Below are 26,902 nucleotides of genomic sequence, written 5' to 3'. Positions count from 1 at the left end.
CATAGGCAGAGCCGTCCCTGGTGGCGCCGGATGGGGCGGGGCGACGGTGGGTGCATGGCCGTACACCGGCCTCCTCTCCCCCTCTTCCCCTCACCTCCGACTGGAGTGCATCCCATGCGTACCGATGTCACCTTCCTCAGCGCGGGCCTGAAGCTCGCCGGCCACCTCTACACCCCGGACGAGGTGACGCCAGGGGTGCCGCGTCCCGCGATCGTGGTCGGGCATCCCGGCACCGGGGTGAAGGAACAGGCCTCCGGTCTGTACGCCCGTCTGCTCGCCGAGCGCGGGTTCGTCACGCTCGCCTTCGACGCCGCCCACCAGGGTGAGAGCGAGGGTGAGCCACGCAGCCTGGAGGATCCGGGCCAGCGGGTCGAGGACCTCAAGGCCGCCGTATCCTTCCTCGGCACTCTCGACGAGGTCGACCCCGGCCGCATCGGGGCGCTGGGCATCTGCGCCTCCGGCGGCTACGCCCTCGCGGCGACCGCGACCGACCCGCGTATCCGGGCTGTGGGCGCGGTCAGCGCCGTAGACATGTCACGGCAGTTCCGGCTCGGCGCGGACGGCGCCCAGGACCCGGCGGTCGTGGAGGGCATGTTGGCCGCCGCCTCCGCGGCCCGCACCGCGGAGGCCGGTGGTGCGGACGTCCAGCGTTTCCCGGTCTTCCCCGCCACCGAGGAGGAGGCGCGTGCGGGCGGTCAGCATGTCTACGAGGGCTGGGAGTACTACTGCACTCCGCGCGCCGGGCACCCCCGTTCGGCCAAGTCGCTGACCTGGACGAGCGTCGACCGCATCGCGGCCTTCGACACGTTCGCGTCTGTCGCGCTGATCGCGCCGCGGCCGCTGCTGCTGATCGTCGGGCGGGCCGCGGTGACGTCCTGGATGAGCGTGGAGGCGTTCCAAAAGGCGTCCGGGTCAAAGGAGTTGGCGTGGATCGAGGGCGCTTCGCACGTCGATCTCTATGACAAGGAGCAGTACGTGACGCCCGCCGTCGAGAAGCTGGGCGACTTCTTCGCCGCCCAGCTGGCGGTGTGATCCACCCGCCTGACCCGGCCGTGTGATCCGCCCGCCTGGTCCGACCGTGTGATCCAGCCGACAGCAGGAAACTACGCAAGTAACTTGGCAAAGTTACTTGCGTAGTTTTACGTTGGATCCATGACCACGAACCCCCCGCCGCAGCAGCAGTCCGTCGCGACCGCTCAGCGGCTCAACGACGCGATGACCCGGCTGCGCGCCCGGCTGCGCACGGAATCGGGGCAGCACGCGACCGGCCTGACCCTCACGCAGCTCGGCGTGCTGGCGAGCGTCGTACGGGAGGGCCCCGTCACCGCGGCGCGGCTGGCCGCGCTGGAGCGGGTCAGCGCGCAGTCCATCGCGCAGAGCCTGGCGGTGCTCAAGGCCGCCGGGCTGGTCCGCAGCGAGCCCGACGCGCAGGACGGCCGCAAGAAGCTGATGAGCGCCGACCCGTCCGCGACCGAACTGGTCGAGAAGCTGCTCGCGGGGCGTGCCTCCTTCCTGGCGCGGGCCATCGACCAGTTGGTCGCCCCGGACGAGCGCAAGGACGTAGAGAAGGCCATCGAGCTGCTGGAGCGCCTCGCCACGACCGAGCTGAACGACGGCGGGATATGAGGACCGGCACCGTCCATGCAAGGGCCCGGATATGAGGACCGGCACCGGCAAGGCCGTCGGCCCGGCGCGTGAGCTCGTGCGCAAGCCCTTCGCCTGGACCTTCACGACCCCGCTCTACGTGGGCGCCGGGCTCAACCCGGTCAACAGCTCCATCATCGCGACCGCGCTGGTACCGATCGCCACCGAGCTGCATGTCGCGGTCGGCAGCACCGCCGTACTCGTCTCCTCGCTCTACCTGGCCAGCGCCGTGGCGCAGCCCACCGCCGGCAAGCTCGCGGAGGTGCTCGGGGCGCGCCGGATCTTCCTCGGCGGGATCGTCCTGGTGCTGCTCGGCGGTGTCGTCGGCGGCCTCGGCCAGAACCTGGCGATGCTGACCGTGGCCCGGGTCCTGGTCGGCATCGGTACCTCGGCCGCGTTCCCCTGCGCGATGGTTCTGATCCGGCGCCGCGCCCAGGACGCCGGACTCGACGCCCCGCCGGGCGGAGTGCTCGGCGGGATCGCGATCGCGGGCATGGCCACCGCCGCCATCGGGCCGCCGATCGGCGGGCTGCTGGTCGGCGCCGCGGGCTGGCGCTGGGCATTCCTGATCAACATCCCGGTGACCCTGGCCGCGATGGTGATGGCCGTGCGCTGGCTGCCCGAGGACCCGGCGCTCGACCGCGCGGACAACGGTTTCCGCAGGGTCGCCGACCGGATCGACCTGCCCGGCATCCTCGGTTTCGCCGTGGCGATGACCGCGCTGGTCATCTTCCTGATGGGCCTCCCCCGCCTCGGGTGGACCGCGCTCGCCGTCTTCGTGCTGGCCGCGGTGCCCACGGTCTGGTGGGAGCTGCACAAGCCGGCACCGTTCTTCGACTTCCGCGGCCTCGCCGCCAACGGCGCCCTGACCCGCACCTATCTGCGCCAGGCGCTCTCCCTGCTCGGCACCTACACCGTGATGTACGGCGTGACCCAGTGGATGGAGGCCGCGCACGGCCTCTCCACCGTGACGGCGGGACTCCTGCTGCTCCCGATGGGCGCCGTCTCCGCGCTCCTCTCGCGCCCGCTCGCCCGCCGCAATCTGATCCGCGGCCCACTGATCATCGCCGCGGTGACCATGCTGATCGGCTCGGCCGGGATCATGCTGCTCTCCTCGCACAGCCCGGCGATCGCGATCGTGCTGGTGTCCCTGATCTTCGGCGTCGCCTCGGCGACCACCACCGTCGGCAACCAGACCGCCCTCTACCTGGAGACGCCGCCCGACCAGATCGGCACCTCCTCCGGCCTGTTCAGGACCTTCGGCTACCTCGGGACGATCACCTCCGCAGTGATCGGCGGCATCGTCTTCCGCACCGGCGTGACCGACCACGGCCTGCACATCCTCGGCCTCGTCCTGGTCGGCGCGGGCCTCACGGTCCTCCTGCTGACCGTCCTGGACCGCCGTCTGATGGGCCGCGCCACCAAGACCACCTGACCCCCTCCAGTAAGAACCCCCTCAAGGAGAACCTCGCGTGAGCACCCCCTCCCTCCCCACGATCACCCCCGAGCGCACCGCCCTGCTGGTCATGGACTTCCAGAACGGGATCGTCCCCATCGCCCCCGACTCCGACGCCCTCGTCGAGCGGGTCAAGGACACGATCGCCGACGTCCGTGCCGCCGGCGGCGCCATCGGCTACGTCCGCGTCGCCTTCACCGAGGACGACTGGTCGGCGGTCCCCGAGACCAACAAGTCCTTCAGCGCGGTCGCCGCGGCGAAGATGCTGCACCACGAGGACGACGCCACGCAGATCGACGCGCGGATCGCACCCGAGGACGGCGACATCGTCGTCCGCAAGATCCGCTACGGCGCGGGCTCGACCACCGATCTCCACGAGCAGTTGAGCGACCGCGGCATCGACACCCTGGTCCTCGCCGGGATCAGCACCAGCGGTGTGGTCCTGTCCACGGTCATCGACGCGGCCGACCGCGACTACCGCGTCCTCGTCCTGTCCGACGGCGTCGCCGACCCCGACACCGAGACCCACCGGGTGCTGGTCGAGAAGGTGTTCCCGTCCCGCGCCCACGTCATCGACACCACGGTGCTACGACAGCTGCTGCGCTCCGTCTGACCCAGCTGCCGCGCCACGCCTGACACAGCGCTCACGCCGGTGCCCCGGGCGCCGTCCCGGGGAAGACCACCCGGAGTTTCCGCACCTGCCTGCCCTGGCGGAACATCAGCCAGGCCAGGGTGGGCGGGCAGGGGTTCGGGACGCCGGCCGGGGTGACGGCGTCCATCTCCCAGATGGCGATGTCGCGGCTGGCCACGACATGACGCAGCTGCTGGGTCACGCCCTTGACCCGGGTGCTCTGCATCGCCGGGAAGGGATGGAGACGCTCTCCCTTTTTGTTGAGGACGCCGACCAGTTCGGTCTCCTCAGGCCACAACTCCAGGATCTCCGGCGGCAGTTGGCCGCGCATGGCGCCGTCGAGCGTGACCTCGGCCTCCTGCCGGCTCTCCTCGACGAGCGCGGACACGTCGTCGTGGCCCCCGGTCGCGGTCGACAGCAGCACCTTGGCCATCTTCGCCCGGGCCTGGTTGAGCCGGCTGCGCACCGTGCCGACCGGCACCTCGCAGACCTCGGCGATCTCCTGGTACGAGGTGATCCCGCTGAAGTGCCGCAGCATCAGCACCAGCCGCTGCTGCTGCGGCAGTTCCTCCACCGCGTCCCAGATCCAGTCCCGCATCGCGTGCTGCTCGACGACCCGCTCCGGGTGCGAGGGCTCGTCGTCCCGCACCCGCAACTGCTCCAGCGCGTCGAGACCGGGCACCTCCCGCACGGCCCGCAGCCGCATCCGGGCCGCGTTCCGCACGATCGCCCGCAACCACGCCCCGACGGCCGCGGGCTCCCGTACGTCACCGATGCGCCGCAGCGCGGTCAACGCGGCATCCTGTACGGCGTCCTCGGCGTCGGGGCCGTAGCCGAGCAGGCTCAACGCGACGGCCCGCATGGGCGCCTGATGGCGTGTCAGCAACAGACCCAGGGCATCGGACTCGCCTGCCTGGGCCCTGCGGGTGAGTTCCTCATCCGTGGGGTGGTCGAGGGGCACCATGAAGCCTCCATGCGCACACATCACAAGCCCTGGGCCACTCCGGGGAGTTGGGCTCGTGCTCTGGGGACCCCACTTCTCCCACCCGCCGATGAACAGGAGATGGACCCCACGTGTCGGACCGAGGGGACCCTTGTCGAGGAAGATACGCCGCTACGGCTCCTCGACGGGCCCCCTCGACCGGATCGGTCAACTCGCCTCCACATCAGGCATGTTCAGCGGGTCAGTCCTGTTCGGCAGACCCGGGCTCGGGCAGCCAGCTGCCGTGGAAGCCGGACGGGACCGGGTACGGCAGTTCCACGACCGCCTGCACGGAGAGGTCACTGGCGTCCAGGACGAGGAGTTCACCGGCCGCGCCGTCGTCGTCCGAGACGAGCGACATGAGCCAGCCCGCGTCCTCGTCGGTGCCGTCGGACGCCGGTACGAAGACGGCCTCGCCGGAGTAGCGGCTGCCGGGCGTCTTGTGGACGTCACCGGTCTGCCGCTCCAGGTCGTGCTTGGCGATGCCGTCGCCGTTGACCGTGTAGAGGTAGCGGTTCCGGCGCCCGGTGAGGGTCTCGTTGTGGGTGGGGAACTCGGCCTCGCGGTCGTCCAGTTGGGTCTCGGTGACCCGGCCGGCCACCGGGTCCAGGGTCCACCGGTACAGGACGGAGGGGGCCTGGGTGTGACCGGGCTCGCGCACTCCGACCTGACCGTTCGGCACACCGGGGACGCTCGGCGTGCCCTGACCGGTGGGTCCGCCGATGTCGCCCCAGACCTTCCGGAACCCGGCGTCGTCGTAGCGCACCGCGTCCAGCACCACACGCCCCTGCACGTCCTCATAGGCGTTGCCCACATGGAAGACGTAGCAGGGGTCGACGTCGAACCAGCGCACGTCGGTGGAGCCGTGTTCACGGGACATGATCCCGATCCGCGCGCCGTACGCCTCGGCCCACCGGTACGGCATACCGCCGCGCCCGGCCAGGGTGTGGTCGAAGACGACGGGCAGGTCCATCCACACGATGTGGTTCTCGGTGATGGCGAAGTCGTGCATCATCGTCGGCCCGGGAACGTCGATCGGTCGGCTGTCGAGCAACTCGCCCTCCGGAGTCACCCGGTGGTAGGTGAGGTACGGCGGCGCGAACCCGGTCCCGAACAGGTGCAGTTCACCGGTGACCGGGTCCTCCTTGGGATGCGCGGTCATCGCGGTGGTCAGCTTCCCACCGAAGTCGTACGGCCCGACGGTCTCCAGCTCCGGGGTGACCCAGTAGGGCAGGCCCACCTCGCACAGGGCGAGCACGGTGTCGGCGTGCCGGATCACATGGGTGTTGGCGGGCACCGCGGCGAGGTCGACGCTGAAGTCCTCGCGGACGAAGGGGTGCCCCTCCAACTCCCGTGTCTTGACCCACCTGTTGCGGTACCACTCGGCACGGCCGCCGCGCAGCCGGATGCCGTGCAGCATGCCGGGCCCGGTGAACCAGTGGCCACGGTCCTCGCCGGGCAGCGGGTTCGGGCCGTTGCGCAGATAGCGGCCGTCCAGGTCGGGCGGGAGGGTGCCCCGTACGGTGAGCTCGGCCGCGGTGTACTCCTCGGGGACCGGCGCGAAGCGGCCCTGGAGGTAGAGGGGAACAGGTGTGTCGGTCTCGTTCGTCATGCTGCTTTCCTTAGAGGTTCTGTGGCTCCGTGCGCCCGAACGCCCTTGGTCCGGGACGGAGTTGGCCGTTGTCGGCGCTCAGCGCTCAGCTCTCAGCGGAGAAGGCTCAGGCCGAGGTGCCCGACGCCGCCTGTTTGATGAACGCGGCGACCTCGGCGGGCTTGGACACGTACACGGCGTGGCTGCCGCCGGTCTCGGTCACGGTCGCACCGGCCCGCTCGGCCATGAGGCGCTGGGCGGGCGGCGGGATCATGCAGTCGTCGGTCGCGACGAGGTAGTAGCTCGGCCTGGTCTGCCAGGCGGGCTCGGTGACCGCGCCCGCCAACGCCGCTACGCCCCACGGCACTTGGGAGTCGGCGAGGAACTGGGCGTCCTCGGCGGGCAGGTCCCCGGCGAAGGACGCGGCGAACTTCTCCCGGTCGAGGAAGAGGAACCCGTCGACGGGCGGCAGGATCGGCGGAACGGGAGCGCCGGGCGGCGGGTCGGCGATGAGGGTGTTCACCGACTCGCCCTTGTCGGGCGCGAACGCCGCGATGTACACGAGCGTCGACACGTTCGCGTGGGTCCCGGCCTCGGAGATCACCGCGCCGCCGTAGGAGTGTCCGACGAGTACGGTCGGGCCGTCCTGGGCGTCGAGGACCCGTTTGGTCGTGGCGACGTCGTCCTCGAGCGACAGCGTGGGGTTCTGGACGACGCTCACGTGGTAGCCGTCGGCGCGGAGCGCGTCGTAGACGCCCCGCCAGCCCGATCCGTCGACGAATCCGCCGTGCACGAGAACGACGTTCTTTGCGATGCTCACGATGCGTCAACTCCTTTGTGGGGTAAGTGCTTTGGTGCTGATCCGTGGGGTGAGTGCTGTGGTGCCGAGAGGTCAGGCAGGTCGCGGTACGGGACCGGCCGTTACTGAACGGCCCGCACCGACGACTGGGTCTGCTCCGGTGCCTGCGCCAGTGCCATGAGCCGGGCCTGGGCGCGGGCGGGGTAGACCTTCGTGAAGACGGCCGGGGCGACCAGGCCGACGACGTGGGCGGTGATGCCCACCCAGGCCGGGGCGTCCACCGCGTTGGCGATGGCCAGGCTGACGGCGATGAAGGTGAAGCCGGCTCCCCAGGCACTGGTGATGTAGTTGTTGACCTGGACGAACTCCGGCATGTCCCAGTACTCGCGCGGGGTCTGCCGCTTGGCGATGCCCAGCGTGAAGGGGCTGCGGACCACCAGGCTCCCCCACGCGGTGGCGCCCAGCCAGACGAACGAGATGACGTCGGTGTGGTCGGCCAGCGAGGAGTCCGGCCGGGCGACGGAGACGGCGCCGATCACGACGAAGTACGCGAGGGTGCTGATCTCCAGGACCAGCGCGTCGAAGCCGATCCCGCGGCGACGGTCGTTCAGCATCATCAGCAGCCCCGTGACGAGACCGCCTATCGCGCCCCAGCGCCAGTCGAAGGACGAGAGGACGCCGGCGACGATCCAGGGGGCGAATCCGGGCAGATAAGCCAACATTGATTGTTTCCTCGGTGGAGGGGAATGGACGCCGACTAGATGCACGGCGGCCCTCGAAGTTCGAACCTTGCAATGTGATGCCGATCACATGACCGGCGAGCAGCCGCGACCCCTAAGCGGATAGATCTATCCACTTAATGTAGGCTGGTGAGCATGACCTGTCGAGAAGACCTGTGAAGGGAGTTGTGATGGGAACGGAGACGTCCCGCAAGCACTGGCTGCCGCTGGGAGCGGCTGTCCTGGTGCTGAACGCGGTGCAGTGGGTGGTGTCCGAGGCGGTCACCGCGGGCGCCTGGACCACCCCGCCCTACAGCTACGCCACGAACTACATCAGCGACCTGGGCGTCACGGGCTGCGGTACGAAGTTCCAGGACCGCGTCATCTGCTCGCCGGATCACACGCTGATGAACACGTCGTTCATCGCCCAGGGGATCCTGTTCGCCGCCGGGGTGATCCTGCTGGCGGTGCCCCTGCTCACGGGCCGCGCGCGCCGCATCGTCATCGCTCTTGCGGGCGCACACGCGGTGGGCTTCCTGCTGATCGGCGTGTTCCACGGTTCCGCGGACGGCCCAGGCTACAGCCTGGGGCTGCATGTCGGGGGCGCGGCGGTCGCCATCCTGTGCGCGAACACGATCGTGATCATGGCGGGCTCGCTGAAGAGCCTCCAACTGCCGCGCGCGTACCGCGTGTTCAGCGTCGCGGTCGGCACCCTGGGCCTGCTGAGCGAGGCAGGCGTGGGCGTCTCGACGAGCACGGCGGGCATCTTCGAGCGGGGCGGTGTGTACTCATGGCTGCTGTGGAGCGTCGTGACCGGCGTATCGCTTCTGGTCAGGCAGGTGCGCCGGGCCGCCGAGCCGAAGATGCCGGAGAATGTCCCGGCGTGAGCCCGGAAACCCCACACCAACGCCCGCTGCGAGCGGACGCGGAACGAAACCGCCGCCTGATCATGACGACGGCCGACCGCCTGTTCGCCCGGCGGGGAGCCACGGTCCCCCTCAACGAGATCGCCCGCGAGGCGGGCCTCGGCGTCGGCACGGTCTACCGCCGCTTCCCGGACCTCCAGTCCCTGGTGGACGCCCTGTTCACTGAACGCTTCACGATGTTCCTGCACCTCGCGACCACAGCCGCGGAACAACCGGACCCGGCCCGGGCGCTACGGCAGTACCTGCTGGCGGCGGCACGGTGGCGGTCCGAGGACCGCGCCCTGGAGGTCGTCCTGGCCAACGCGAGCGTCGACTCGAACCCGATCGCCCGCACCCGCGACCAACTGGGCCGCCTCGTGGACGGCCTCGCGGAACGAGCGGTGACCGCGGGCGCGGTCCGCAAGGACTTCGTCAGCGCCGATGTGTACGCCTTCCTGAACATGATCGGCGCGGTCGCGGACCGCACGCACGACGTCGCGCCGGATGCCTGGCGGCGGTATGCGGAGGTGCTGATGGTGGGGTTCGGGTTGGAGGGAGCGACGGCGGACGGTACGTCGGCGATGACGGACGAGCAGCTGTTGGACAGTTGGCCGAAGCCGTTGGGCGAGCAGGGGTAGCGCGGGCCGGGGCAGCCGAAGGCCGGTTGCCCTTCGCCGGATCCACCGGCGTCATGTGGCCGACAGGGCCAGCCCTGGTAGGTGGCGTAACCGATCGTGGCCAGCACTCCCAGCAGGGTCCCGACCAGGCCGCCCAGGCCGGACAGGGCCACGGACTCGGTGAGGAACCGGCCCTCGGCCTCTCGATCGTCAGGCAGCTGATCGACGCCCACCGGGGAACGGCCACCGTCACCGGCGTGCCCGGCACGAAGACGGTCTTCACGGTGCGGCTGCCCGCCCCTTCGTAGGCGGGCGTCGCCCTCGATGTCCGGCATAGGACGCCCGCGTCATCCGGCTGGTCAGACCAGCCGCCTGATCTCCCCACGTACCCGGTAGAAACCGCCCGCGGACGAGTGCAGCGCGTCCACCACATAGCGCGCCCCGGGCTCCCGTATCGCACGCGGGAACTGCACGTTCCAGCCCTGCTCATAACCCTCGGACACCACATGCACCCGCACGCGGCCACCGCGCTCGAAGCACTCCACGACGACGCCGTTCCCCGCAGCGGGGACGGTGCTGATCGTGGCGACGGAGGCGGCGGTGGTCAGCGGTGCGTACGTCGGCAGGGCGGCCGCCAGTTTGATGTCCGCGGCGACCGGGACGGTGCCCGACTGGGCCGCGTTGATCGCCGCCTCGCTCGCGTCGATGCAGGCGAGCGAGCCGTCCGTGGAGACGAGGTACAGCCGCTCGTCGTGATACTGCATCGACAGCGCCGAGCCGCCGCCCGTGCCGAGCTTCCACAGCCGGGTGCCGTCGGCGGTGAAGCAGTAGACGGAGGAGGCCGAGTCGCCGGCGAAGACGTACCGACCGCCGGGGGACGTGGCGCAGGAGTACACGGCGGCGTCGCACTGGTAGGTGGCCTCGATCGCCCCGGAGGACTTCGCGAGTCGCTGGACGACCCGCCGGCCCGTCCCGGCGTAGACCGCGTCCTGCTCCTGCCAGCCGAAGAGCACGTTGCCGTTGGTCGCGGTGTGCCAGAGCTGGCTGGTGCCGTTCGCCGCGTACGCCGTCACGCCCTGGCTGTGTCCGTGGTAGACGGCGTGGTCGTCGGCCCGCACCATCCACGCGTTGTCCCCGGCCGAGTTGCGCGACCACTGGAGCTCGTCCTCGTGGTCGATGACCGTCAGTCCGCCGTTGCGGTCGGAGACGTTCAGTACGCCCGCGTGGATGTCCAGCCAGAAGATGTCGACCTCGGCCGCGATGTCGTAGGCGGCGAACGGCACCTTCGAGGAGAGGTCGTAGACCCGGCCGTCGTCGCAGCCCGCGTAGATCCAGAAGTCGTCCGCCACCAGGCACTTCACCCCGTCGGGCAGGGAGTAGTGCGCCAGTACCTCGCCGTCGTGGCTCAGGTTGTAGACATTGCCCTGCTGGTTGCCGACCCAGCAGCGGTCCTCGTCCACATGGATGCCGAACGCCGAGGCGCCGGTACGGAACCGCCACAGCACCGGCGCGGTCGACCGCGCCGTCGACGGAGCCGACGTCACCTGACGGCGCGTCACGGCACGGGCGGCTCGCTGCCCTTGGACAGCGGGCGCGTACCCCTTCCGTACCTTCTCGGCTATCTTCTTCGCCGCCGCGGTCTTCGCCTTCTCGTCGGTCGGGAAGGTGGTGATCTGACGCTGCCCGTCCACCCCGATCCGTCCGTACCGCACGGAGACGGTGGTCCCCTCGACCGTCACCTCGTAGAACTTGTGCGCACCGCCGCTCTCCTGCGACAACTCCAGATACGTCGTGTTCCCCGACTGTCGTGCCTGCGCAGCGGACACAGCGCACCCCTCCCCAAGGACCTCGTCGGCCGGTGCGGCCGATCTCCAGTGATCCCAAACTAACGGTCACCACTGACATCGAGGTCTCGGGGCAGTGCGCACAGCCTCGCGCAGCACGAACCGTCAGGTCAGGGGGCGGGAACACCCACTTGAGCGCTTCCGACCCCCGCAAAGTTCTTCACCTTGCCTGCTCAGTCGCTCAACTGCCCGTTCCCGATTGCCGAAACGAAGGAGTTCCACCCGCCGACAGGGAACACAAGCACCGGCCCGTGGGGAACCTTGCTGTCCCGTACCGGGACGACAGCGGCGAAGTCGTCAGAGACCTCGACGCAAGCGCCACCGTCCGAGTTGCTGTATGAGCTCTTGCGCCAATTTATGACGCTCAGGTCGATGGATCGCACGGCACTTCCTCCAACATGCGCAGGACAAACTTCCGCGACTCGGCCGGGGACAGCGCCAGGTCACGAACTGCATCGTAGGCACCTTGCAGCTTCTCGACCGCCGCACCGTCTTCGATCAGGTCGCCGCGGTGCGCATTCTCCGTGTATGCCACCGTACGTCCCTGCGGCATACATAGGAACCACAGGTCAGTGCTATCAAGCCCGTAGGGGCCAGCACTGAACGGCAGCACATGAACGGCAACGTTCGGGCGTTCCGCCATCTCAGCCAGGTGCTCCAACTGCCCGCGCCACTCACGGGAGTTCAGCAATGCCGTGCGCAGGACTGCCTCAGAAAGAATGGTCCGGAACCGGGGCGCACCCTCCCCCTCCAACAACTCCCGCCGCCCCATCCGGGCATCGACCTGCTGCTCAAGTTCCTTCCCCTCAAGCCCGCCCGCCGCCAGCATCTCCCGCGCATACCCCGGCGTCTGCAACAACCCCGGCAGCACGCTCACCGCGAAGTGCCACAAGCTCACCGCCTCCGCCTCCAGCGCCATGTACCGCCGGTACCGCTCGCGGAACTGCGTATGGTCCCCGGCTGCCAGCTCCCACAACGCCAGCAACAACCCCGGCGTCCCGTAGTGCGTGTCCAACGCCTGGACGACCTCGGGGCTGCCGAGCGTCTCGCCGTTCTCCATCTTGCCGAACAACGACCAGTCCCAGCCGAGCCGTTCACCAAGCGCCCGCAGGCTCAGCCCGCTCGCTTCGCGCAGCCTCCGCAACTCCTCGGCGAACCGCTGGCGGGGTTCCTGACTGCGGTCGGTGATGACGCGCCGTTGCGGCATACCAGTCCCTCCGGGACATACACGTGAGCGATGTGGAACATGTGGAACCACCTCCGCGCGCGACGACGACGGGAACCCACCGCCCCGTCCGCAACCCGGCCGCCCACCTCCGGCCGCATCCTCGTAACGTCCGGACTACGCAGCGTAATTCACCCAGAGCAGCCGAGTCACACAATCAGCGGAACCGCATCACTGACAAAGCCCTGGCCGACAGGTCGATCTCCGCGAGAGCGGAGGCGTTCCGCACGTATAGCTGAGCGCAACCACTTGGCTTCAACACCCACACCGCACACAATGCGCACCCACAAAACCGCAGGTCAGGACGGCTTGGCCACCGGCTCCAGAATCGCCACGCACTCCACATGATGAGTCATCGGAATCATGTCAGGACGAGAGGAGGTGGCAAAACTAGCTGATCAGTGACGGTTCCTCGGTATCGGCAGGAGGCCGTCAGAGGCACAGAGCGTCAAATGAGCGTCACGACGGAGATGCGGGAACTCTGCCAGACCGGCTGCGGCAAAGCCGTACACCTGCCGCCGCGCCAGCTGTGATCGGCATCGGCTTGAAGCACTCGTACGGGGACCAACTCTCATCGCGCAGCCCACGCGCAGGCTGATCAAGAGAGGCTGGCGCGGCAGCGGGCATGTCGGCGGTGCCACTGCGGACGGCGCTGTTACCTCAACCACGGCAAGCTGATCTCCCGTCGGCAAGCCGCCTAGGGGAAGATCACGATCCCTGAGCCCGCCCCTCAGACCTGAGGTCGGTGGCAGGCTGCCTATTCCGACGCGCTCCACTACGAAAACGTGCCGAAGAGTACAAGCTGCGGTGGAACGGACACCGACGACCTAGACACGCACGAGCATGAGAGCATCTGGCGGCTTCCCTGCTGGATGCGAAGTCCGACGAGTGCGAAATCTCCATCTAGCCGGGTCGCTCACCTGGGCATGCTCCGGGCGCGGGTGACTCGCGTTGGCTCGTGCCCGAAGCTGTGCCGATGACGACATACTGGCAGGGAGCAGCACCGCAGCCACTCAACCCGAACCGGGAGCACGAGTTCGATTCTCGGCACCCGCTCCAGATTGCAGCTCCGCCTGCGAATCTGACTGTCCAAACCTGTCACCCCAGCTCGTGAGACTGCCCATACAGTTCGACGGCTGTCGCCTGCGTGTGAGGATGTCCCGGTCCGAGTACCCGGGTTCGGAGTTCCAGCACCTTGGACAACGTGTGCCGCGCCTCTTCAGGCCTTCCGGCCCTGTGGTAGGCACGCGCCAGGAGATCCATGGTGAAGAGAGTATGGGGGTGCTCGGGTTCGAGGATGTCGCGCTGGGCACGGACGATCTCGTCGATCGAATCCGCTAGGCACAGGCCGTACAACGTCCGGGCACGGAGCAGCATGTCGAAGGAAGCGATACGAAGTGCCAGCCTCTGGTCCGGAAGGTTTTGGGCAAGTCGACGCAGTTCCACGAGCCACTCCTGACGGCCAGCGGCCAGCGCCCAATGCGCGGCACCCGAGAGAGCGGCCGGGTCGAGTCTCCACCGATCGCTCTCCCAGCGACGGGCCCGAAACGCGGTATCGCCGTACCGGCACGCCGAACGGACATCACCGAGTTCGTAAGATGCCCGCCCCAGCAGATCGAGAGTCATCAACCGAAGGGACAAGGGAACGTTCTTCGCCCGCCTCCACACGTCACGCAGCATGAGCAGTCGCTCACGCGCCTCGGCAACATGCCCCTGCTCGATGAGGAAGTCACATGCCGCCAGCAGGGCCCGCCGGCCGACCACCGTGGTCATGCACCCAGGGTCGATGGCGTTGAGGGCGGAAGCACTCTCCTTCCATGAGGCCCAGTGCCTCCACTCCGCATGACCTTTGCTGTCAGGTACCAAGCTGAGCAGCATCACCTCGGCCAATTGTCTGGCCCGTTCGAGGTCCGTCGACGACAGCACCTGCCGCACCAACTGGCAAGTGAGCCAGACGAAGTTGACCTCACCATTGACCACTCGGACGAGCCCACTGCGCTCCAAGTCCGGCACCACCGCAGTGGAAAGGCCGTACAGCGGCACCTGTCGATCGGACGGCAGACCTGTCACGGCCGAACTCCATTGCGGCCAGCGCGAAGGGCCGTCCAGGAGAGACATGGGGTAACGCGCGCCGTCCATCAAGGCGAGGGCACCCAGGGCGATGCGCGGGGCGAGCCTTCCCCTGTCGGACAAGGCCTCTACGGCTCCGCGGACTTCGGCCATCAGCGAAGTCCTGCGCTCACCGGGGCGCTCGTCGCCGACGAGGACATGGGGTTGGAGCTTCGCTCTCTGGAGGAACTCGTCGACGGTCGTATCCGGCGTGAACCAGCGGACCGCGCCGTCAAGTGCAAGAGGCAGATCGCCCAGGTGCTCTGCCAGCCGGTCTGCCTCCGAATCGGCCATGCCCGCAAGATTGGCGGTGAGAAACCGCACTGACTCTTCGCGGTCGAAGGGCCCGACCTCCACCACGGCCGGAAAGTTCGGCAGGTGCCGCCACCTGTCTGCAGGTGCACGTGAAACGACGATGAGTTGAAGAGCATGGTTCAACAGCACGTCGGGCAACGACTCGGGGCCGGCGACATCGTCGGCCAACAGCAACACCGGTGGGCCCCAGTTCGGGACGAACTCCTTGCTGCGCGAGGCCAGGTACTCCTGAAGGTCATAGGACCACCTGACTACGGCCCCGAACTCGGACTGCGCCGAGCGCTGCGTGTACACACCGCGCTCGATCACGTGAGTTTTGCCGACTCCGGGGCCGCCGACCACTACCACGGTCCCGTACCGGTTCAGTTCCCGCATGATTCTGCTCGTCAGTGCGCGCCGGCCGACGGGGACAAGGCCCGTGGCGTGGGATCCCTCCGCCCCAGGGGCTGCATCCTCCGGAAGAGTCACGCGACTCGCCTCTCATAGACTCGGCTACGCCGCCGAGGAGTCAACCGGTCGGTAGCTGAACGACTTACCGGCTTTCCAGTCAAACGACATGGCCCCGACAGCGGTTACGTCACCGCACATCCCCATGCCAGTGCCTATTGGTGCTCAGGTGATCGAAACCGACCCATTCCTGCGCAAGCCGTTCACCGCTCAGCAGGAGGTCACGTACGCGGTCGTGGTGGCTGGGGTCGAGCCAGGTGACCAGTCTCTGAACGTCTTCTGGCGTGGTCCACGCCTCCTTGGGCAGACAGCGGCTCGGCGAGCCGAGTTGCAACAGGGCGTCGTACAACTCGACTGCCGGGCGCACCGGCAGGCCACGTACGTAGTTGCCTGCACGGATTGGGAAAGCCAGTCCGCTGGGGTCCAGATCTCCGAAATAGACGATCTCAGTGATCTGGTCCTGCGCCGTGAGGCTTCCGATGGACCGCTGGAAAGTGCCGCCGCTGCCCCATGCAACCCGACCGATCCGGTGATCGATGTGTCCAAGCATGTGAGAGATCGACCAGTAGGTGGTGGAGTTCTCGATGACGAGAAGCTTGTGGCCCTCACCCAGTTGGTGATGACCACCGAGGTTCTTGGCCAGCTTCGTTGAGCTGAAATCCTTGCTGAGCAGAGGGGGATCGACGTCGAATGCATTGATCAGATCCAGCAGCCGCTTGGTGTCGGAGAAGAGCGGCTTCGCCACCAACGTGTCGAAGAGCTTCTCAGCCGGGTGATCGGGTTGCCGGAAGAACGGATGCTGGCCGAAGATCTGCAGTGCTCTCTCGCGCAGAGGAATACGCATACCTCTGTCTCCGCGGTGCAGCCAGGTGTTCAACGCCTCGTAGGCGGCGCGAATCCTGTCCGTGGTCCGACCCAGAGCCCAATATTCCTCGATGTCTGCCAGTTCAGTCACCCAAGGCGGCATCGCCGGAATGCTCTTCACCACAGAGTAGACGGGCTTCAATCTGATACTGACAGGCAGGGGTGTTCGCCTTTCTCGATCCGTCTTCTTCGAGGGCTTGATGTGACCTGCTCCGGCCAGTTCTCCCAGATACTCCGAGAGAATCCGGATCGGAAGTTCGCCACTTCTTCCAAGGGGCCGTGGCATGCGCAAGAAGATTGACTTAACGTCAGCTATCTCGATGGTCGACTCGCTTTTCCCCTTCCATCCGTTTTCAATTTTCCAATCATGCAGCCTTGCCAGCAGCTCCAGCGCCTCCTCATTCGTCACCATCGACGGCGTCTTCCTTGGTGAAGTAGCGGGACGCGGAGATCTGCGAACCGTCTCCCGCCAACGACTCGTCCAGATAACGTCCGAAGGCTCCCTCCACCGACAGGTACTTACGCCGGGCACGTAGGTCGGTGTCGTTCCGCAACCTCACCACCAAAGGGAAGGTGTCCAGCGCATTGGTGTCGAACAAACCTGTGGTGTAGATGAGTTGGACCCCCAACGCTTGGGCGACCGACTGCTGGAGGCGCAACAGGTATGTAGTGGAGGCGCGGCCGATCGGGTTGTCGAGGAAGAGCACACCGGAGTGCTGATGCTTGACCCGTCCTCGGTCGTTGGCACGCAAGGCCGCCATGGTGCAGTACAGAATGATCGCCGTGGTGAGGAGCTGTCCACCGGAGAACACGGCACGGATGTCAGACACAGGCACCCTTTGGGCGAGCAGCACGGAGTCGGGTTTGATGATCGTCACCCTGAAACCTCTCGGCGCCCCGGCGGCCACGCCTTTGAGGATCAGGGAAAGACCGTCGCGCTTGGGCTCTCGCCCCGCTTCGAGAGTTGCGATGGTGCTCTTCGCCATGTCGTCCACAAGCTGCCCCATGCGGTCGAGCAAGGCCGCTTCAGGGATGCTTTTGAATCGGATTCTCAAGAAATTCTGGCCGGACCAGTCCCCAAGCCCCTTGGGTAGACGCGAGAACCGCTCAGCCCGCCGCAGGGTCTCAAGTGCTTCCGTGACCTGCTGGGACAGTTGCTGGACGATTGCGTTCCGGTGGCGGTCGATCGTCTCCAGATCGTCGGTGAGCGAGCGGAGGCGTCTGCGCATGGCCCCGGTCCACTCAGCTGCCCGCTTAGGCAGTTCGGCCCGATCGATCATAAGGATAATCTTTCGGCTGCTGGTCTCCAGCGGCAGGAACCGGTCCCGACTCGCATGCCGGACCAACTGATCAGAGAATCGGCGTTCTTCGTCCTCCGCCGCCACTTCCCGCTTCCGGCATTCGTCATGGACGGTACGAACCGCCTGGTGCTCCGTAGCGGCAACGGTCATGTCGCCCTGGAATGGTTCGGGACCGGCCAAGCCTGTGATGGGAGCGAATTCCGAGAACTCATCGCCCCCCAAAAGGAGCTGCTCGAATCCCCTACGAGAGGATTCGGCCTGCTCCAGGGATTCCTTCAGATACTGCCCATGCCTGGCCAGCTCCGACACGACCCGGTACACCTCATCCCGTGTACGCTTCGCCGTTTCCACCAGTTGCAGACCGTGAAGGACATGGCGCGGTCTTTCGAACGGAGTCAAGTCGATCTCTGATTGTGGAGTGATGAACCTTTCGAACTCCTCCTTGCGGCTCGCCGCGTGCGCACTCGACTCGGCCGCTCGACGGCGTAGTTCTGGGGCGGCCTGTTCGGCCAGTCGGCGCGCCAGTTCGCGGGAGGCGCCGTCTGCTCCGTACGGGCCGTTCAACAGGTTGTGCGCCACCTCGACCACGTTGTCCGCGTGATCGTCGAGTTCAGCTGCGATCAGTGAAGTGTCGTTCTCGGCCTGGCGCAGATCGGTGAGCAATTGGTCACCGACAGACGCGCGCAGATACGTCTCGACCGTACGTGCATAGTCGCGTCGGAGCACTTCCAGCGGTGCGCTTGCACCTTCTGTCGTTGCCGTCAGTTCGACATCCAGGGGAAGTCCAGTCAGTTCTTCCGAGAGCCTGCTGGCGGAGGCTCGCATGCCGTCCACTTCACGCAGCAGCCCGGCTGCCTGTTCACGGCCCCGCCGGGCCTTCTCATCCGCGTTCCTGGCCGCTTCCCGCTCTCGTTCGCCCGCCTCTCTGTACAGAGCTGCGGTGCTTTCCCAGCCTGGAACACGCGCTTCCTGATCGGCGAGGCTCGTCAGGCGGTGTGTTCGCTCGTCGAGTCCCCGCTGGGCGACCCGCACTGGCTCGGTCTCCTCGATCGCTACGCCACGGGCTCTCCCCAACTCGTCGTGGACCACGCGCAGTTCCTCGACCTCTTGCTCCCCGACCTCGACGAGCCGACGCCGTTCCTCTGCCTGCTGTTGGAGTTCGGCCAGACGGCCAAGTGGGAAGTCCCTGCGCCATTCCTCGATCCGGGCCACCAGAGTGGCCGCTGCTCCACGACGCTCGGCGAGTTCGGCGAGCCGCTCCAGACGCCGATCGTGGCGCTGTCGTACCAGACGGCGTTCCGTGTCAGCGGCTCTCTCGTCGTAGAGCGCCGGATGCGCGTCCACGACAAAGCCAACACCACCGATCTCAGAATGTGTCCGGGTCACGGCCTCCGTCGTACCGACCGCGAGGAACACGCTGGGGTGAGGTTCTTGGCTGTTGACGAGTTCTTCCGCCGCCGACAGTTGAGCAGGGTTGTTCAACAGAACGCCGCTTGCCAGCTGCGGTACTTGCTTGACGAGGGAGTGACGACGCTCGACATCCGGAATCGCAGCCAGGTATTCCCATCCGGTCCATGCGGTGATATTTGCCTCCGCGAGGATCTCCTTGACCCGCGTGGCCTCTGGGGAGGCAGGCAGCAGTTCCGTACTCTCCAAAGCGATGCGGGCCCTCTCGTCCTGGGCCTCGGCGACATGAAGATCCGTAATCTCGGCAACTGCCTTGTCCTGGACCTCGGCCAGTCGGTTCCGCAGCAACTCTGCGTCAGTCTCCAGGTCTTGGGGGCGTTGCCCAAGCAGATCGAGGAAGGCGGGGTCTGCGCCCAGCGCATCCTTGCGAGCCACGGCCGCCTTCCATTCCTGGTCGGCGGTGTCGAAGGCTCGGTGCAGGACGGCGAGTCGTCTCTCCGACACGCGGACAGTCTGCGCTGCTGCCTGCTGCTCGACTTCGAGCCGTTTGACCTCCTTCTCCAGTGCCTTGAGCCGGCGGGCGTTGTCCGTCGCGGCCGCCTTGGCCTCCTCCAGCGCCCCGGCCACTGATACGCCGGAGGCGAGTAGACCGTCGCGTATCGCGTCCACGATCAGGTCGCGTACTTCACGCACGCGCTGCTCGGCAGTCTCAGCTTCCTTCACCTGACTGATCGCGCGGGCGAGCGCGTCGTTGTGCCCCTTCTGGTCCACCTCGGCCTGCGCAGCGGCGGCCTTGGCCTCCGCCTCGATCAGGTACGCCTTGTCACGAAGTTCCTTGACTCCGTCGCGGAGTGCACGGATCAGCAGTGCCGCCGCTTTGTCCCGGGCGACAAGCGCGGGACGCGCGGCCTCCTCGGCGGCCGCCACCACCGCGCGGAGGTCGCTCACCCGTTGCTCCGCGGTCAGCTGACGCAGCACAGTGGGGACAACCTTCCAAGCCGCCGATTCCACCTCGGCGAGCAGGGCTTCCGTCTCCGCCTTCTCGGCTTCCGACTGAGCTTCACTGAACCGGAGTTCGGCCAGAAGTCTTTCCAACTCGACAGTGGCTGCTTGAAGTCGAAGGTGCTCAGTGTTCGCCGTCACGCTCTCAGCGGCGAGTTGCTCGGCCTCCGTCTGGATCCGGCGGACAGCCTTGGCCTCCGTCTCCGCCCGGGCCTTCAGTCTCCCCAGCAGGTTGGCCATGTCCTGTGCCGAAGTCCTCCGTCGGTCGCGCGCCTCGTCAGCGCTCGCCCGTGCGTCGGCAAGGGGCTGGAGGATGTTCAACGCGCCTTGGGTGAAATCCCGTTCGAGCAGCAGCTCGGTGCGCAAATGGAGGCGTCCTGCATACGTGTCCAGCAGGTCCGCTAGTTCCTTGGCCGGGTCGGTGGGCAGAACAGCTCCGAGCAGGAAGTTCACGAAGGCGATGTCACTGGCGAAGGAGAACGCCTCGGCTGCCTCCCCTTCGTCGGCGTTCATGCTGCGCTGGTACTTGAACAGCTCGGGGTCCAGATTCAGATCCGTCAGCCGCTCGGACCACTCGCCCTGCCGCGCGAACTCCTCGTACTCGATGGTGGGGTCAGCGGCCTGCGCCTTCTCCATTTCGAGCAGGTAGTCGATCCGGGTCCGATAGTGGTCGTTTGCCGAGAAGGGGAGATTGTCGAGGCCCAGCGCGGGAGTGGGGCGAAAGTGGTACCAGCGTTCGATCAGGTTCCGGGGGTCGGAGGACTCCCGCCGATCCTTCCACTCCATCACCTTGCCGGTGATCAATCGACGGCCGCTGCGTGCATGCGTCCATTCCAGGACCACATGGGCGGTGTCCTTGGGCAGGACGAAGCGTTCCAGGACTCCTCCGCCGCTCGTGCCGACGACCTGCCGACGACCGGGCAGCACCACCGAGAAGATCAGCTTGATCAGAACGGACTTTCCACCTCCGTTCTCCAGGAAGAGAACGGTTGCGGGTGAAGGGCGGCGCACGGACTCACCGGCACCGAACAAGGACATACGGCGGTCTGAGACCTGGCGACCGACAGCGCTGAAGTCGAGGAGAACGTTTTGGTAGCGGGCTCCGGCCGGCCCGACGGACTGGAGCATCACCCGGGACAGCTCATACATCGGCGCCGGCCTTCGCCACGTCGTGCGGCTCGGAGGCCCTCGCGCCCGGCGCGCCAGTGCGAAGTGTTCCGCTCGGCTCTGTGATGTCGGGGACCGCGCCGAGGCGGAGCAGTTCGTCAAATGCTGCCGTGGAGGCCAGTTCACGCACCTGCACCTGGTAGCGAGGGGTGGTGCGGAAGACGTTCTCCTCGGCTTCGTCGTCGTCCACCATCACCAGGAGTCCCTGTTCCGTGAGGAAACGCAGGGCGCGGGAGGTCATCCCCCGGGTGGAATTGGGGGCGACACGCTCATCCTTGGTCTCCGAGACCTCAGGCCGGCGTGCGTAGGCCCGCCAGGCCCGCTCCAACTCAGGGGCGTCCGTGGGGACATCCTCCGTGCTCTCGGCCTCCGCCGCCCGGCGTCCCAGCTTCCGGCAGATCTCCCGTACGGCCTCGTCGACGACGCTCGCCTTGACCCGGCCGATGTAACCGTCATCGGCGAGGTCTGCGGGACGGGGAAACGCCAGCGCCGCCACCGCGAGGTGAATGATGCCGTGCAACGCTCTCTCACCCTCGTTCCGATGGTGTGACCTGCGGGCGTAGTCCTCGATCCTGGTCTCGAAAACCGAACCGGTGACGGCAGCCAGGACCATTCCCGTGCCATGACCGACGTCGACCACATGGAGGCCGAGGCTAAAGGCGATCCGTTCGGTCAGAAAGCGGAACGCATCGTCCTCGCGATAACGGCGGACGAGACTGTCGTACTCACGATCCTGCGAGGGATGCAGGCGCGGACGCATGCCGAAGGCCACCAGTTGGGCAGCGCCCTCCGCGTCGGGGACCGTGAAGGTGTCGCTCATTCGAAAGAATCCTCGGGAAGGGAAGCGTCGGGATCGGTGCCGTCGGGCGGGTAAGTGATCGGGACGGAATAGAGGAGCAGGTCGTCGCCGCCGAAGTGGGGCGCGTCGAATCGATCGCCTGTGCCCACCCCCACAAGGACGCGGGAGTCGCCTCGCGCGATGCGCTCGCCAACCTGCGGGTCGAGTGCGTGGAACGCACGGTGCAGGAGCAGGGTCGCCGTACTGCGCGCCGTGTGCTCGGCCTTCGCGAGTAGATCGCTCAACTGCCGTGGTGTGTCGCAGAAATCGAGCAGTTCATCGGTGGCAGCCCAGTCTCCCAACGTGAAAGCGGGCTTCTCCGTCGTCTCCGTCAAGTCAGGTTCCGGAATCGCCTCGCCCAGCCGCTCGCGCTCCGGTGCCGTTCGGAGCAGTCGCGTGACCAAGGACGACAGGTCCATCACGGCAGGGGGTTCGGGACCGACGGCATCGCTGAAGAACCCCTCGCTGACGGTGAGCGCATCGCGGAGGGACAGATCCAGTACTGGGTTGAGTACCTGCCCATAGAGGTCCAGTACGGCTCGCCGCGGCAGTTCCGCGAACTGTTGTCGGTCCTGTTCCTCACGGAACACGGAGCGGGCCGTCAACAAGCGTTTCTGCAGCTGCATATGTCGGCGGATACAGTCACGGACAATCGTAACCAGCTCCGCGGCTCGCTGTTTGTGAAGCGATTCGTCGGACTTGTCGCGCGCTGCGCTGATGTTGCTCAGAATGCGATGCTCGAAGTCGTAGCGCTCTTCAATGTGGGCCAACGCGTGCGCGAGGAGATCCGGCACCTCGCGCTCCCAGTCGACCGCGCGGATGTCCCGTGCCGTGGCATCGAGCAGTTGACGCAGCATCTCCCCGTACTGGACAGTGCGGTAACGGGCTTGCTCCGCTGCGAGTTTGGCCTCGGCGAGCCTGCCTCGCTTGATCAGGCTGTCGAGCTTCACCTCTGCCGCGATCTGCGCCGACTCCACATCCGTGTCGAGCGCGCCGACCAAGACGTTGATCGCCTCGTCGGAAGCGCGAAGGTAGATCTTTCCGTCCCGACCTGCCCTCTCGACCAGCAGATTGAACTGGAAGCCGAAGCGACGATAGATACCGCTCCGGTCCACCGCCCCGATGGTCTCGTTGAAACTCCGGTCCACGGTACCGACGTTGATCAGCCGGTGGAGTACGTGCCGTGCCACCCTGCGATGTTCCTCGGTCGTACGTTCAGGGGCTTGGAGAGCAACGAACCGCTTCACCTGGTCGACGACCTTTTCCTGGTTAGCCCCAGCGTCGAAGTCCATGGAGATGGTGACCTGGTCGATGGTGTGCAGCGCGATCTCCGCCAGTTGGTAGACGTCCGCCTTCACCCAGCGCAGGCTCCCCTTGTTCTCGTCCAACGCCTGCAGGGGAGCCGTACAGGCGAGCGCCTTGGCCCTACGGGCCAATCCGTCATCCGCAAAGTCAACGGCGGTCGGCTCACGGCTGTCGTTCATGCCGCAGAACGCTAGTCAACCTGCCGGGCCAATGGGAAGGAATGGCCCAATTGCATCCGCGAGGTGAAGAAGGCTAGTTGTATCCGACATCACACCCGAGCTCATCGACCCTGGTCTCCGTCCCCGCCCGTCGACTGCGTAACCGCAGCCCGCTGGGAATCGATTCCGAGGCGCGGCACACCAAAATACGGTTACCCAGGGGCGTGGCCAGTCGGGGAAGCCGACTTGGTCGTAGAGGGCAAGGACAGGGGTGGTGGCGGACGAAGAGCTGAAAGAGCGGCTGGCATGGGACCGCGAGCAACTCGGCAGGCGGGCGTATTCGAACTACCCGAAGGCTCCGCTGAGCCGCTGCCACAGTCTCGCGCTGTTCGTCTGGCGCAACGGCACCAAAGGCGCCCACGCGTCTCGATCGACTGTGCGGCGCAAGAGCACGGGCCACGAGACTGGCGGCCCAACTAACGCTGACGCATCACCCCTACCAGCTACAGCCCTCCGGAGGATGCGCCGCTGAACGACATCATCAGCACGCAGAGCGACAGGTGCCTCCATCCGGACGAGGGACCGTCGAGCGGAGAGCACTGCTGCCGCAGCAGATCGTCCTGCAGACTGCCATCGACCGCGCTGCGGCCGCCGTTACATTCGGCACCATCGTCCCTGCTGGCGCTGCCGATCCGGGGTCGGCTCAGCACCGCGTCCCTCAAGGGGTTGGCTTCTGGCCCCAGGTCTCACCACCTCGCCCGTCATGACCCACGCCGCCGCGCTGGCCCGCCATAATGAGTCATATGGCCCCCAGCCCACAGCCCCATGCGTCCGGGAAGAGCGACCTCTCCGGCGTCTACGCCGAAGACCTCACGCTCTACCAAGAGAAGTTCCGGCGTCGCCTGCCGGAATCGCTGGACGAGTTGCACGGCCCCGCCGAAGGCGTCGTGGATCTGCCACTGCACGTGGCCTGGTCCGGAATGACCTCGTACGACATAGCCAAGCCTCGCCAGTGCATGGGCCTGTATCGCACAGTCCTTCACGAGGGTCTGAGCGAGGACCTGCCCCTCTACCTCAATCAAGACCTGCTCCTACAAATGTGGCCGGTGCTGCGCACTCTCGTCGGACGCACTGTCCGCACCGTGTGGGAGGACGCGTTTCCCGAGCTCGCGCTACACGCGCAGGCAGCCGCGTGACGAACATGCCAGAGCTGCACGCACGGCTCTTGGCGGACGTGATCGCCCTCGGTTCCCCATACCCGCTGGTTCTCACTGGCGGATACGCAGTGCGGGCCCACCGCCTGGTCAGCCGTCCCAGCCAGGACCTCGATGTCGCCACTGAGAATCCGACGCCCATGGCCGACATCGCGGCCACGCTCCGCGTCGGCCTGGAGGCACGGGGCTGGCAAGTTCAGGCGCTGGAAACCGCCCCGCTGTCTGCCCGCTTCACCGTGTCCGACCCGATCACCGGGCAGGACTGCGAGGTCGACATCCTCAAGGAGATTTTCTGGCGACCGGTCGTCCAGAGCTCGTACGGGCCCGTCCTCGCGGAAGAGGATGTGATCGGGACCAAGGTCCGCGCCCTCGCCGACCGCGGAGCGCCCCGCGACCTGATCGACGTCTACGCGGCTTCCCGCCGTTGGAGCACGGCCGACCTCGAAGAATTCGGCCGTCGGCACGCCCGTGGCCGCTTCGAGCGGGAAGACCTGCAGGCCAGCCTCACGGGGGCCGAGTGGACCGACGACGAGGCTTTCGCGGCCTACGGCCTTGATGACTCCACCATCAGCGCACTGCGCGCCTGGGCCGTGCACTGGGCCGACGCCCTCGCAGCCTTGCTTCTCGAAGAGTCCCAAGAGCCCGACGTCGACTGATCAGGAAGCACTTCGGCACAGCGTGACGCTCACTCGAGCGGGTACGCCTGTGTACCTGACATGCCCTCAGGACTAGCGTCGTTTGAGCGTCAACGTTCCTGGGCGACAGAGTCGCACCGCTGCCAACCTGGGTACCGATACGCGCAAAACCACAGTTCAAAGCACCCAAGGCAAGTAGCCGGCCTATTCAACCTGATGGCTGACCGGAAACAGATCGAACCGCCCAGCCATCGACGAAACCCAAGGTCAGGCGCTCTTCGCCACCGGCTCCAGAATCGCCACGCACTCCACATGATGAGTCATCGGAAACAGATCGAACGCCCGCAGCGTCCGCACCCGATACCCCCCATCCCGGAAATACGCCAGGTCCCGAGCCAACGCAGCCGGATCGCACGCCACGTACGCGATCTTCCGCGCCCCCAGCGACGACAGATGCTCCACGGTCTTCTTGCCGGCCCCCGCCCGCGGCGGATCCAGCACGATCAGGTCGACCTCACTGATCCCCGTCCGCGGCAGCACGCTCTCGACCTTGCCCTGCTCGATCCGCACCCGCTCGAACCCGGCGAGGTTGTGCCGGGCGTCCTCGACCGCGCGCTTGCCGGACTCGATGCCGAGGACCGCGCCCTTGTCGCCGAGGCGGTCGGCCAGCGCGCCCGCGAAGAGGCCGACGCCGCAGTACAGGTCGAGGGCCATGTCGCCCTTGCGCGGCAGCAGGCCCTGCATGACCGCCTTGACGAGGGTGTCCGCGGCCATCGGGTGGACCTGCCAGAAGCCGCCGCTGCCGACCCGGTACGTACGACCGTCGGCCCGCTCGCGCACGAACGCGCGGCCGTGGACACGGTGGATGCCACCGTCGTGCTCCTCGACGCGCATGACGGAGACGGGACGTTCCAGTTCGACCAGGGGAAGGCGGGCGCCCGGCCTCGGCTCCAGGATGACCATGCGGTCCTGGGAACCCGTCGCCGCGATCGCCTCGACCGAGGCCATGCCGGACCAGTCGCGCTCCTCGATGCCCAGCTCGCTGACGCCCAACGCCGCGATCATGCAGTGCTCGACCGGCTCGACCTCGTGCGAACGGTGCTTGCGCAGACCGGCGTTGCCGTCCACGTCCACCGCGTACTGGACGCGCGTGCGCCACCGCGGCACCTGGCCCGCGGGCAGCTTGTCGCCCTCGGCCGGCATCACCGTGCCGTCCCAGCCGGCCTCCTCAGGCGTGAGCCCCGCGAGCCGCTGCAGCTGCTCGGTGATGACCTCGCCCTTGAGGCGACGCTGGGCGCCGGGCTTGGCGTGCTGCCAGTCGCAGCCGCCGCAGCGACCGGGACCGGCGTACGGACAGGGTGCCTCGACCCGGTCCTTGGACTCGTCCAGGATCGTCACCGCGTCGGCACGCAGGAACCGCGCGCCCTCCTCACCGTCGGTGACCCGCGCGACGACACGCTCACCGGGCAGCGCGTGCCGGACGAACAGCACCTGCCCCTCGGAGGTACGGGCGATGCAATGCCCGCCATGGGCGACGGGGCCCACCTCGACCTCGTACTCCTCCCCCACCAGCGATTTCTTCGGTTCTGCCTGCATGGCGGGGTGACTCCAAATGCGAAAGGGGGCGAGCGAAAGGACGTACACAGGGGAACGGCCGGACAACAGCCCACCAGTCTACGTGGACCCCGCCCGACCGCTCACCACAAAGCCGTCCCGGCCAGACGTCG

22 protein-coding genes are annotated in these 26,902 nt (G+C 67.1%); 9 read left to right on the top strand and 13 right to left on the bottom strand.

Annotation, left to right across the window (positions count from 1 at the left end; translation table 11 throughout):
- The first annotated feature begins 114 nt into the window (after positions 1-114).
- From OG588_RS37435 to OG588_RS37420, 4 genes are all read left to right on the top strand, one after another.
- Entirely contained in the window at positions 115-1,032 is a 918-nt protein-coding gene (locus OG588_RS37435) for an alpha/beta hydrolase (RefSeq protein ID WP_405951084.1), read from the top strand.
- 120 nt (positions 1,033-1,152) lie between these two features.
- A complete protein-coding gene (locus OG588_RS37430; RefSeq protein ID WP_405951083.1) occupies positions 1,153-1,626 on the top strand; it encodes a MarR family winged helix-turn-helix transcriptional regulator in 474 nt (157 codons plus the stop codon).
- Between the two features lie 31 nt (positions 1,627-1,657).
- Complete coding sequence (locus OG588_RS37425; protein WP_405951082.1) at positions 1,658-3,079, top strand: MFS transporter; 1,422 nt, start codon at positions 1,658-1,660, stop codon at positions 3,077-3,079.
- Positions 3,080-3,116: 37 nt separating this feature from the next.
- On the top strand, positions 3,117-3,713 hold the full coding sequence (locus tag OG588_RS37420; RefSeq protein ID WP_405951081.1) for a cysteine hydrolase family protein: 597 nt from the start codon (positions 3,117-3,119) through the stop codon (positions 3,711-3,713).
- 31 nt (positions 3,714-3,744) lie between these two features.
- Here the strand turns inward: OG588_RS37420 and OG588_RS37415 are convergent, their stop codons facing one another.
- The 4 genes from OG588_RS37415 to OG588_RS37400 form a co-directional block, all read right to left on the bottom strand.
- Positions 3,745-4,695 (bottom strand): RNA polymerase sigma factor, encoded by a 951-nt coding sequence (locus OG588_RS37415; protein WP_405951080.1) that lies wholly within the window; start codon positions 4,693-4,695, stop codon positions 3,745-3,747.
- Between the two features lie 220 nt (positions 4,696-4,915).
- Positions 4,916-6,325, bottom strand: coding sequence for a carotenoid oxygenase family protein (locus OG588_RS37410; RefSeq protein ID WP_405951079.1), 1,410 nt, complete (start codon positions 6,323-6,325; stop codon positions 4,916-4,918).
- Positions 6,326-6,431: 106 nt separating this feature from the next.
- Entirely contained in the window at positions 6,432-7,124 is a 693-nt protein-coding gene (locus tag OG588_RS37405; RefSeq protein ID WP_405951078.1) for an alpha/beta hydrolase, read from the bottom strand.
- 101 nt (positions 7,125-7,225) lie between these two features.
- Positions 7,226-7,825 (bottom strand): hypothetical protein, encoded by a 600-nt coding sequence (locus tag OG588_RS37400; RefSeq protein WP_405951077.1) that lies wholly within the window; start codon positions 7,823-7,825, stop codon positions 7,226-7,228.
- Between the two features lie 188 nt (positions 7,826-8,013).
- Between OG588_RS37400 and OG588_RS37395 the strand changes: the two genes are divergently transcribed.
- Genes OG588_RS37395 through OG588_RS37385 form a run of 3 tightly spaced genes read left to right on the top strand, consistent with a single transcriptional unit; the run spans position 8,014 to position 9,652 of the window.
- On the top strand, positions 8,014-8,709 hold the full coding sequence (locus OG588_RS37395; protein WP_405951076.1) for a DUF998 domain-containing protein: 696 nt from the start codon (positions 8,014-8,016) through the stop codon (positions 8,707-8,709).
- Complete coding sequence (locus OG588_RS37390) at positions 8,706-9,365, top strand: TetR/AcrR family transcriptional regulator (protein ID WP_405951075.1); 660 nt, start codon at positions 8,706-8,708, stop codon at positions 9,363-9,365. The genes OG588_RS37395 and OG588_RS37390 overlap by 4 nt, the downstream gene beginning before the upstream one ends.
- Before the next feature lie 53 nt (positions 9,366-9,418).
- Positions 9,419-9,652 (top strand): sensor histidine kinase, encoded by a 234-nt coding sequence (locus OG588_RS37385; RefSeq protein ID WP_405951074.1) that lies wholly within the window; start codon positions 9,419-9,421, stop codon positions 9,650-9,652.
- 51 nt (positions 9,653-9,703) lie between these two features.
- Here the strand turns inward: OG588_RS37385 and OG588_RS37380 are convergent, their stop codons facing one another.
- The 8 genes from OG588_RS37380 to OG588_RS37345 all read right to left on the bottom strand — a co-directional run bounded on the left by OG588_RS37380 (position 9,704) and on the right by OG588_RS37345 (position 23,347).
- Positions 9,704-11,170, bottom strand: a complete 1,467-nt coding sequence (locus OG588_RS37380) for a WGR domain-containing protein (protein ID WP_405951073.1) — start codon at positions 11,168-11,170, stop codon at positions 9,704-9,706.
- A gap of 191 nt (positions 11,171-11,361) precedes the next feature.
- Positions 11,362-11,571 carry a DUF397 domain-containing protein gene (locus OG588_RS37375; protein WP_360075285.1) on the bottom strand — a complete coding sequence of 70 codons (210 nt, stop codon included), beginning with the start codon at positions 11,569-11,571 and terminating at the stop codon, positions 11,362-11,364.
- Positions 11,553-12,395, bottom strand: coding sequence for a helix-turn-helix transcriptional regulator (locus OG588_RS37370; protein WP_329349178.1), 843 nt, complete (start codon positions 12,393-12,395; stop codon positions 11,553-11,555). Before OG588_RS37370 ends, OG588_RS37375 begins: the two co-directional genes overlap by 19 nt.
- Positions 12,396-13,511: 1,116 nt before the next feature.
- Positions 13,512-15,212 (bottom strand): tetratricopeptide repeat protein, encoded by a 1,701-nt coding sequence (locus tag OG588_RS37365; protein WP_405951072.1) that lies wholly within the window; start codon positions 15,210-15,212, stop codon positions 13,512-13,514.
- A gap of 202 nt (positions 15,213-15,414) precedes the next feature.
- Entirely contained in the window at positions 15,415-16,560 is a 1,146-nt protein-coding gene (locus OG588_RS37360) for a hypothetical protein (protein ID WP_405951071.1), read from the bottom strand.
- A complete protein-coding gene (locus OG588_RS37355) occupies positions 16,547-21,007 on the bottom strand; it encodes a hypothetical protein (protein WP_405951070.1) in 4,461 nt (1,486 codons plus the stop codon). Before OG588_RS37355 ends, OG588_RS37360 begins: the two co-directional genes overlap by 14 nt.
- Complete coding sequence (locus OG588_RS37350) at positions 21,000-21,845, bottom strand: hypothetical protein (protein WP_405951069.1); 846 nt, start codon at positions 21,843-21,845, stop codon at positions 21,000-21,002. The genes OG588_RS37355 and OG588_RS37350 overlap by 8 nt, the downstream gene beginning before the upstream one ends.
- Complete coding sequence (locus OG588_RS37345; RefSeq protein WP_405951068.1) at positions 21,842-23,347, bottom strand: hypothetical protein; 1,506 nt, start codon at positions 23,345-23,347, stop codon at positions 21,842-21,844. Before OG588_RS37345 ends, OG588_RS37350 begins: the two co-directional genes overlap by 4 nt.
- Before the next feature lie 782 nt (positions 23,348-24,129).
- Between OG588_RS37345 and OG588_RS37340 the strand changes: the two genes are divergently transcribed.
- Both OG588_RS37340 and OG588_RS37335 read left to right on the top strand, forming a co-directional pair.
- The gene (locus OG588_RS37340) at positions 24,130-24,522 is read left to right on the top strand and encodes a hypothetical protein (protein ID WP_405951067.1); all 393 of its coding nucleotides are present in this window, start codon (positions 24,130-24,132) and stop codon (positions 24,520-24,522) included.
- 5 nt (positions 24,523-24,527) lie between these two features.
- Entirely contained in the window at positions 24,528-25,196 is a 669-nt protein-coding gene (locus tag OG588_RS37335; RefSeq protein WP_405953302.1) for a nucleotidyl transferase AbiEii/AbiGii toxin family protein, read from the top strand.
- 246 nt (positions 25,197-25,442) lie between these two features.
- On the opposite strand, the gene OG588_RS37330 is transcribed toward OG588_RS37335, so the two are convergent.
- Complete coding sequence (locus tag OG588_RS37330; RefSeq protein WP_405951066.1) at positions 25,443-26,771, bottom strand: class I SAM-dependent RNA methyltransferase; 1,329 nt, start codon at positions 26,769-26,771, stop codon at positions 25,443-25,445.
- Positions 26,772-26,902: the final 131 nt, after the last annotated feature.

Source organism: Streptomyces prunicolor, assembly GCF_045162825.1.
GTDB lineage: Bacteria > Actinomycetota > Actinomycetes > Streptomycetales > Streptomycetaceae > Streptomyces > Streptomyces prunicolor.
Note: the sequence above shows the minus strand (reverse complement) of the source record. Positions and strands in the feature narration are given on the sequence as shown.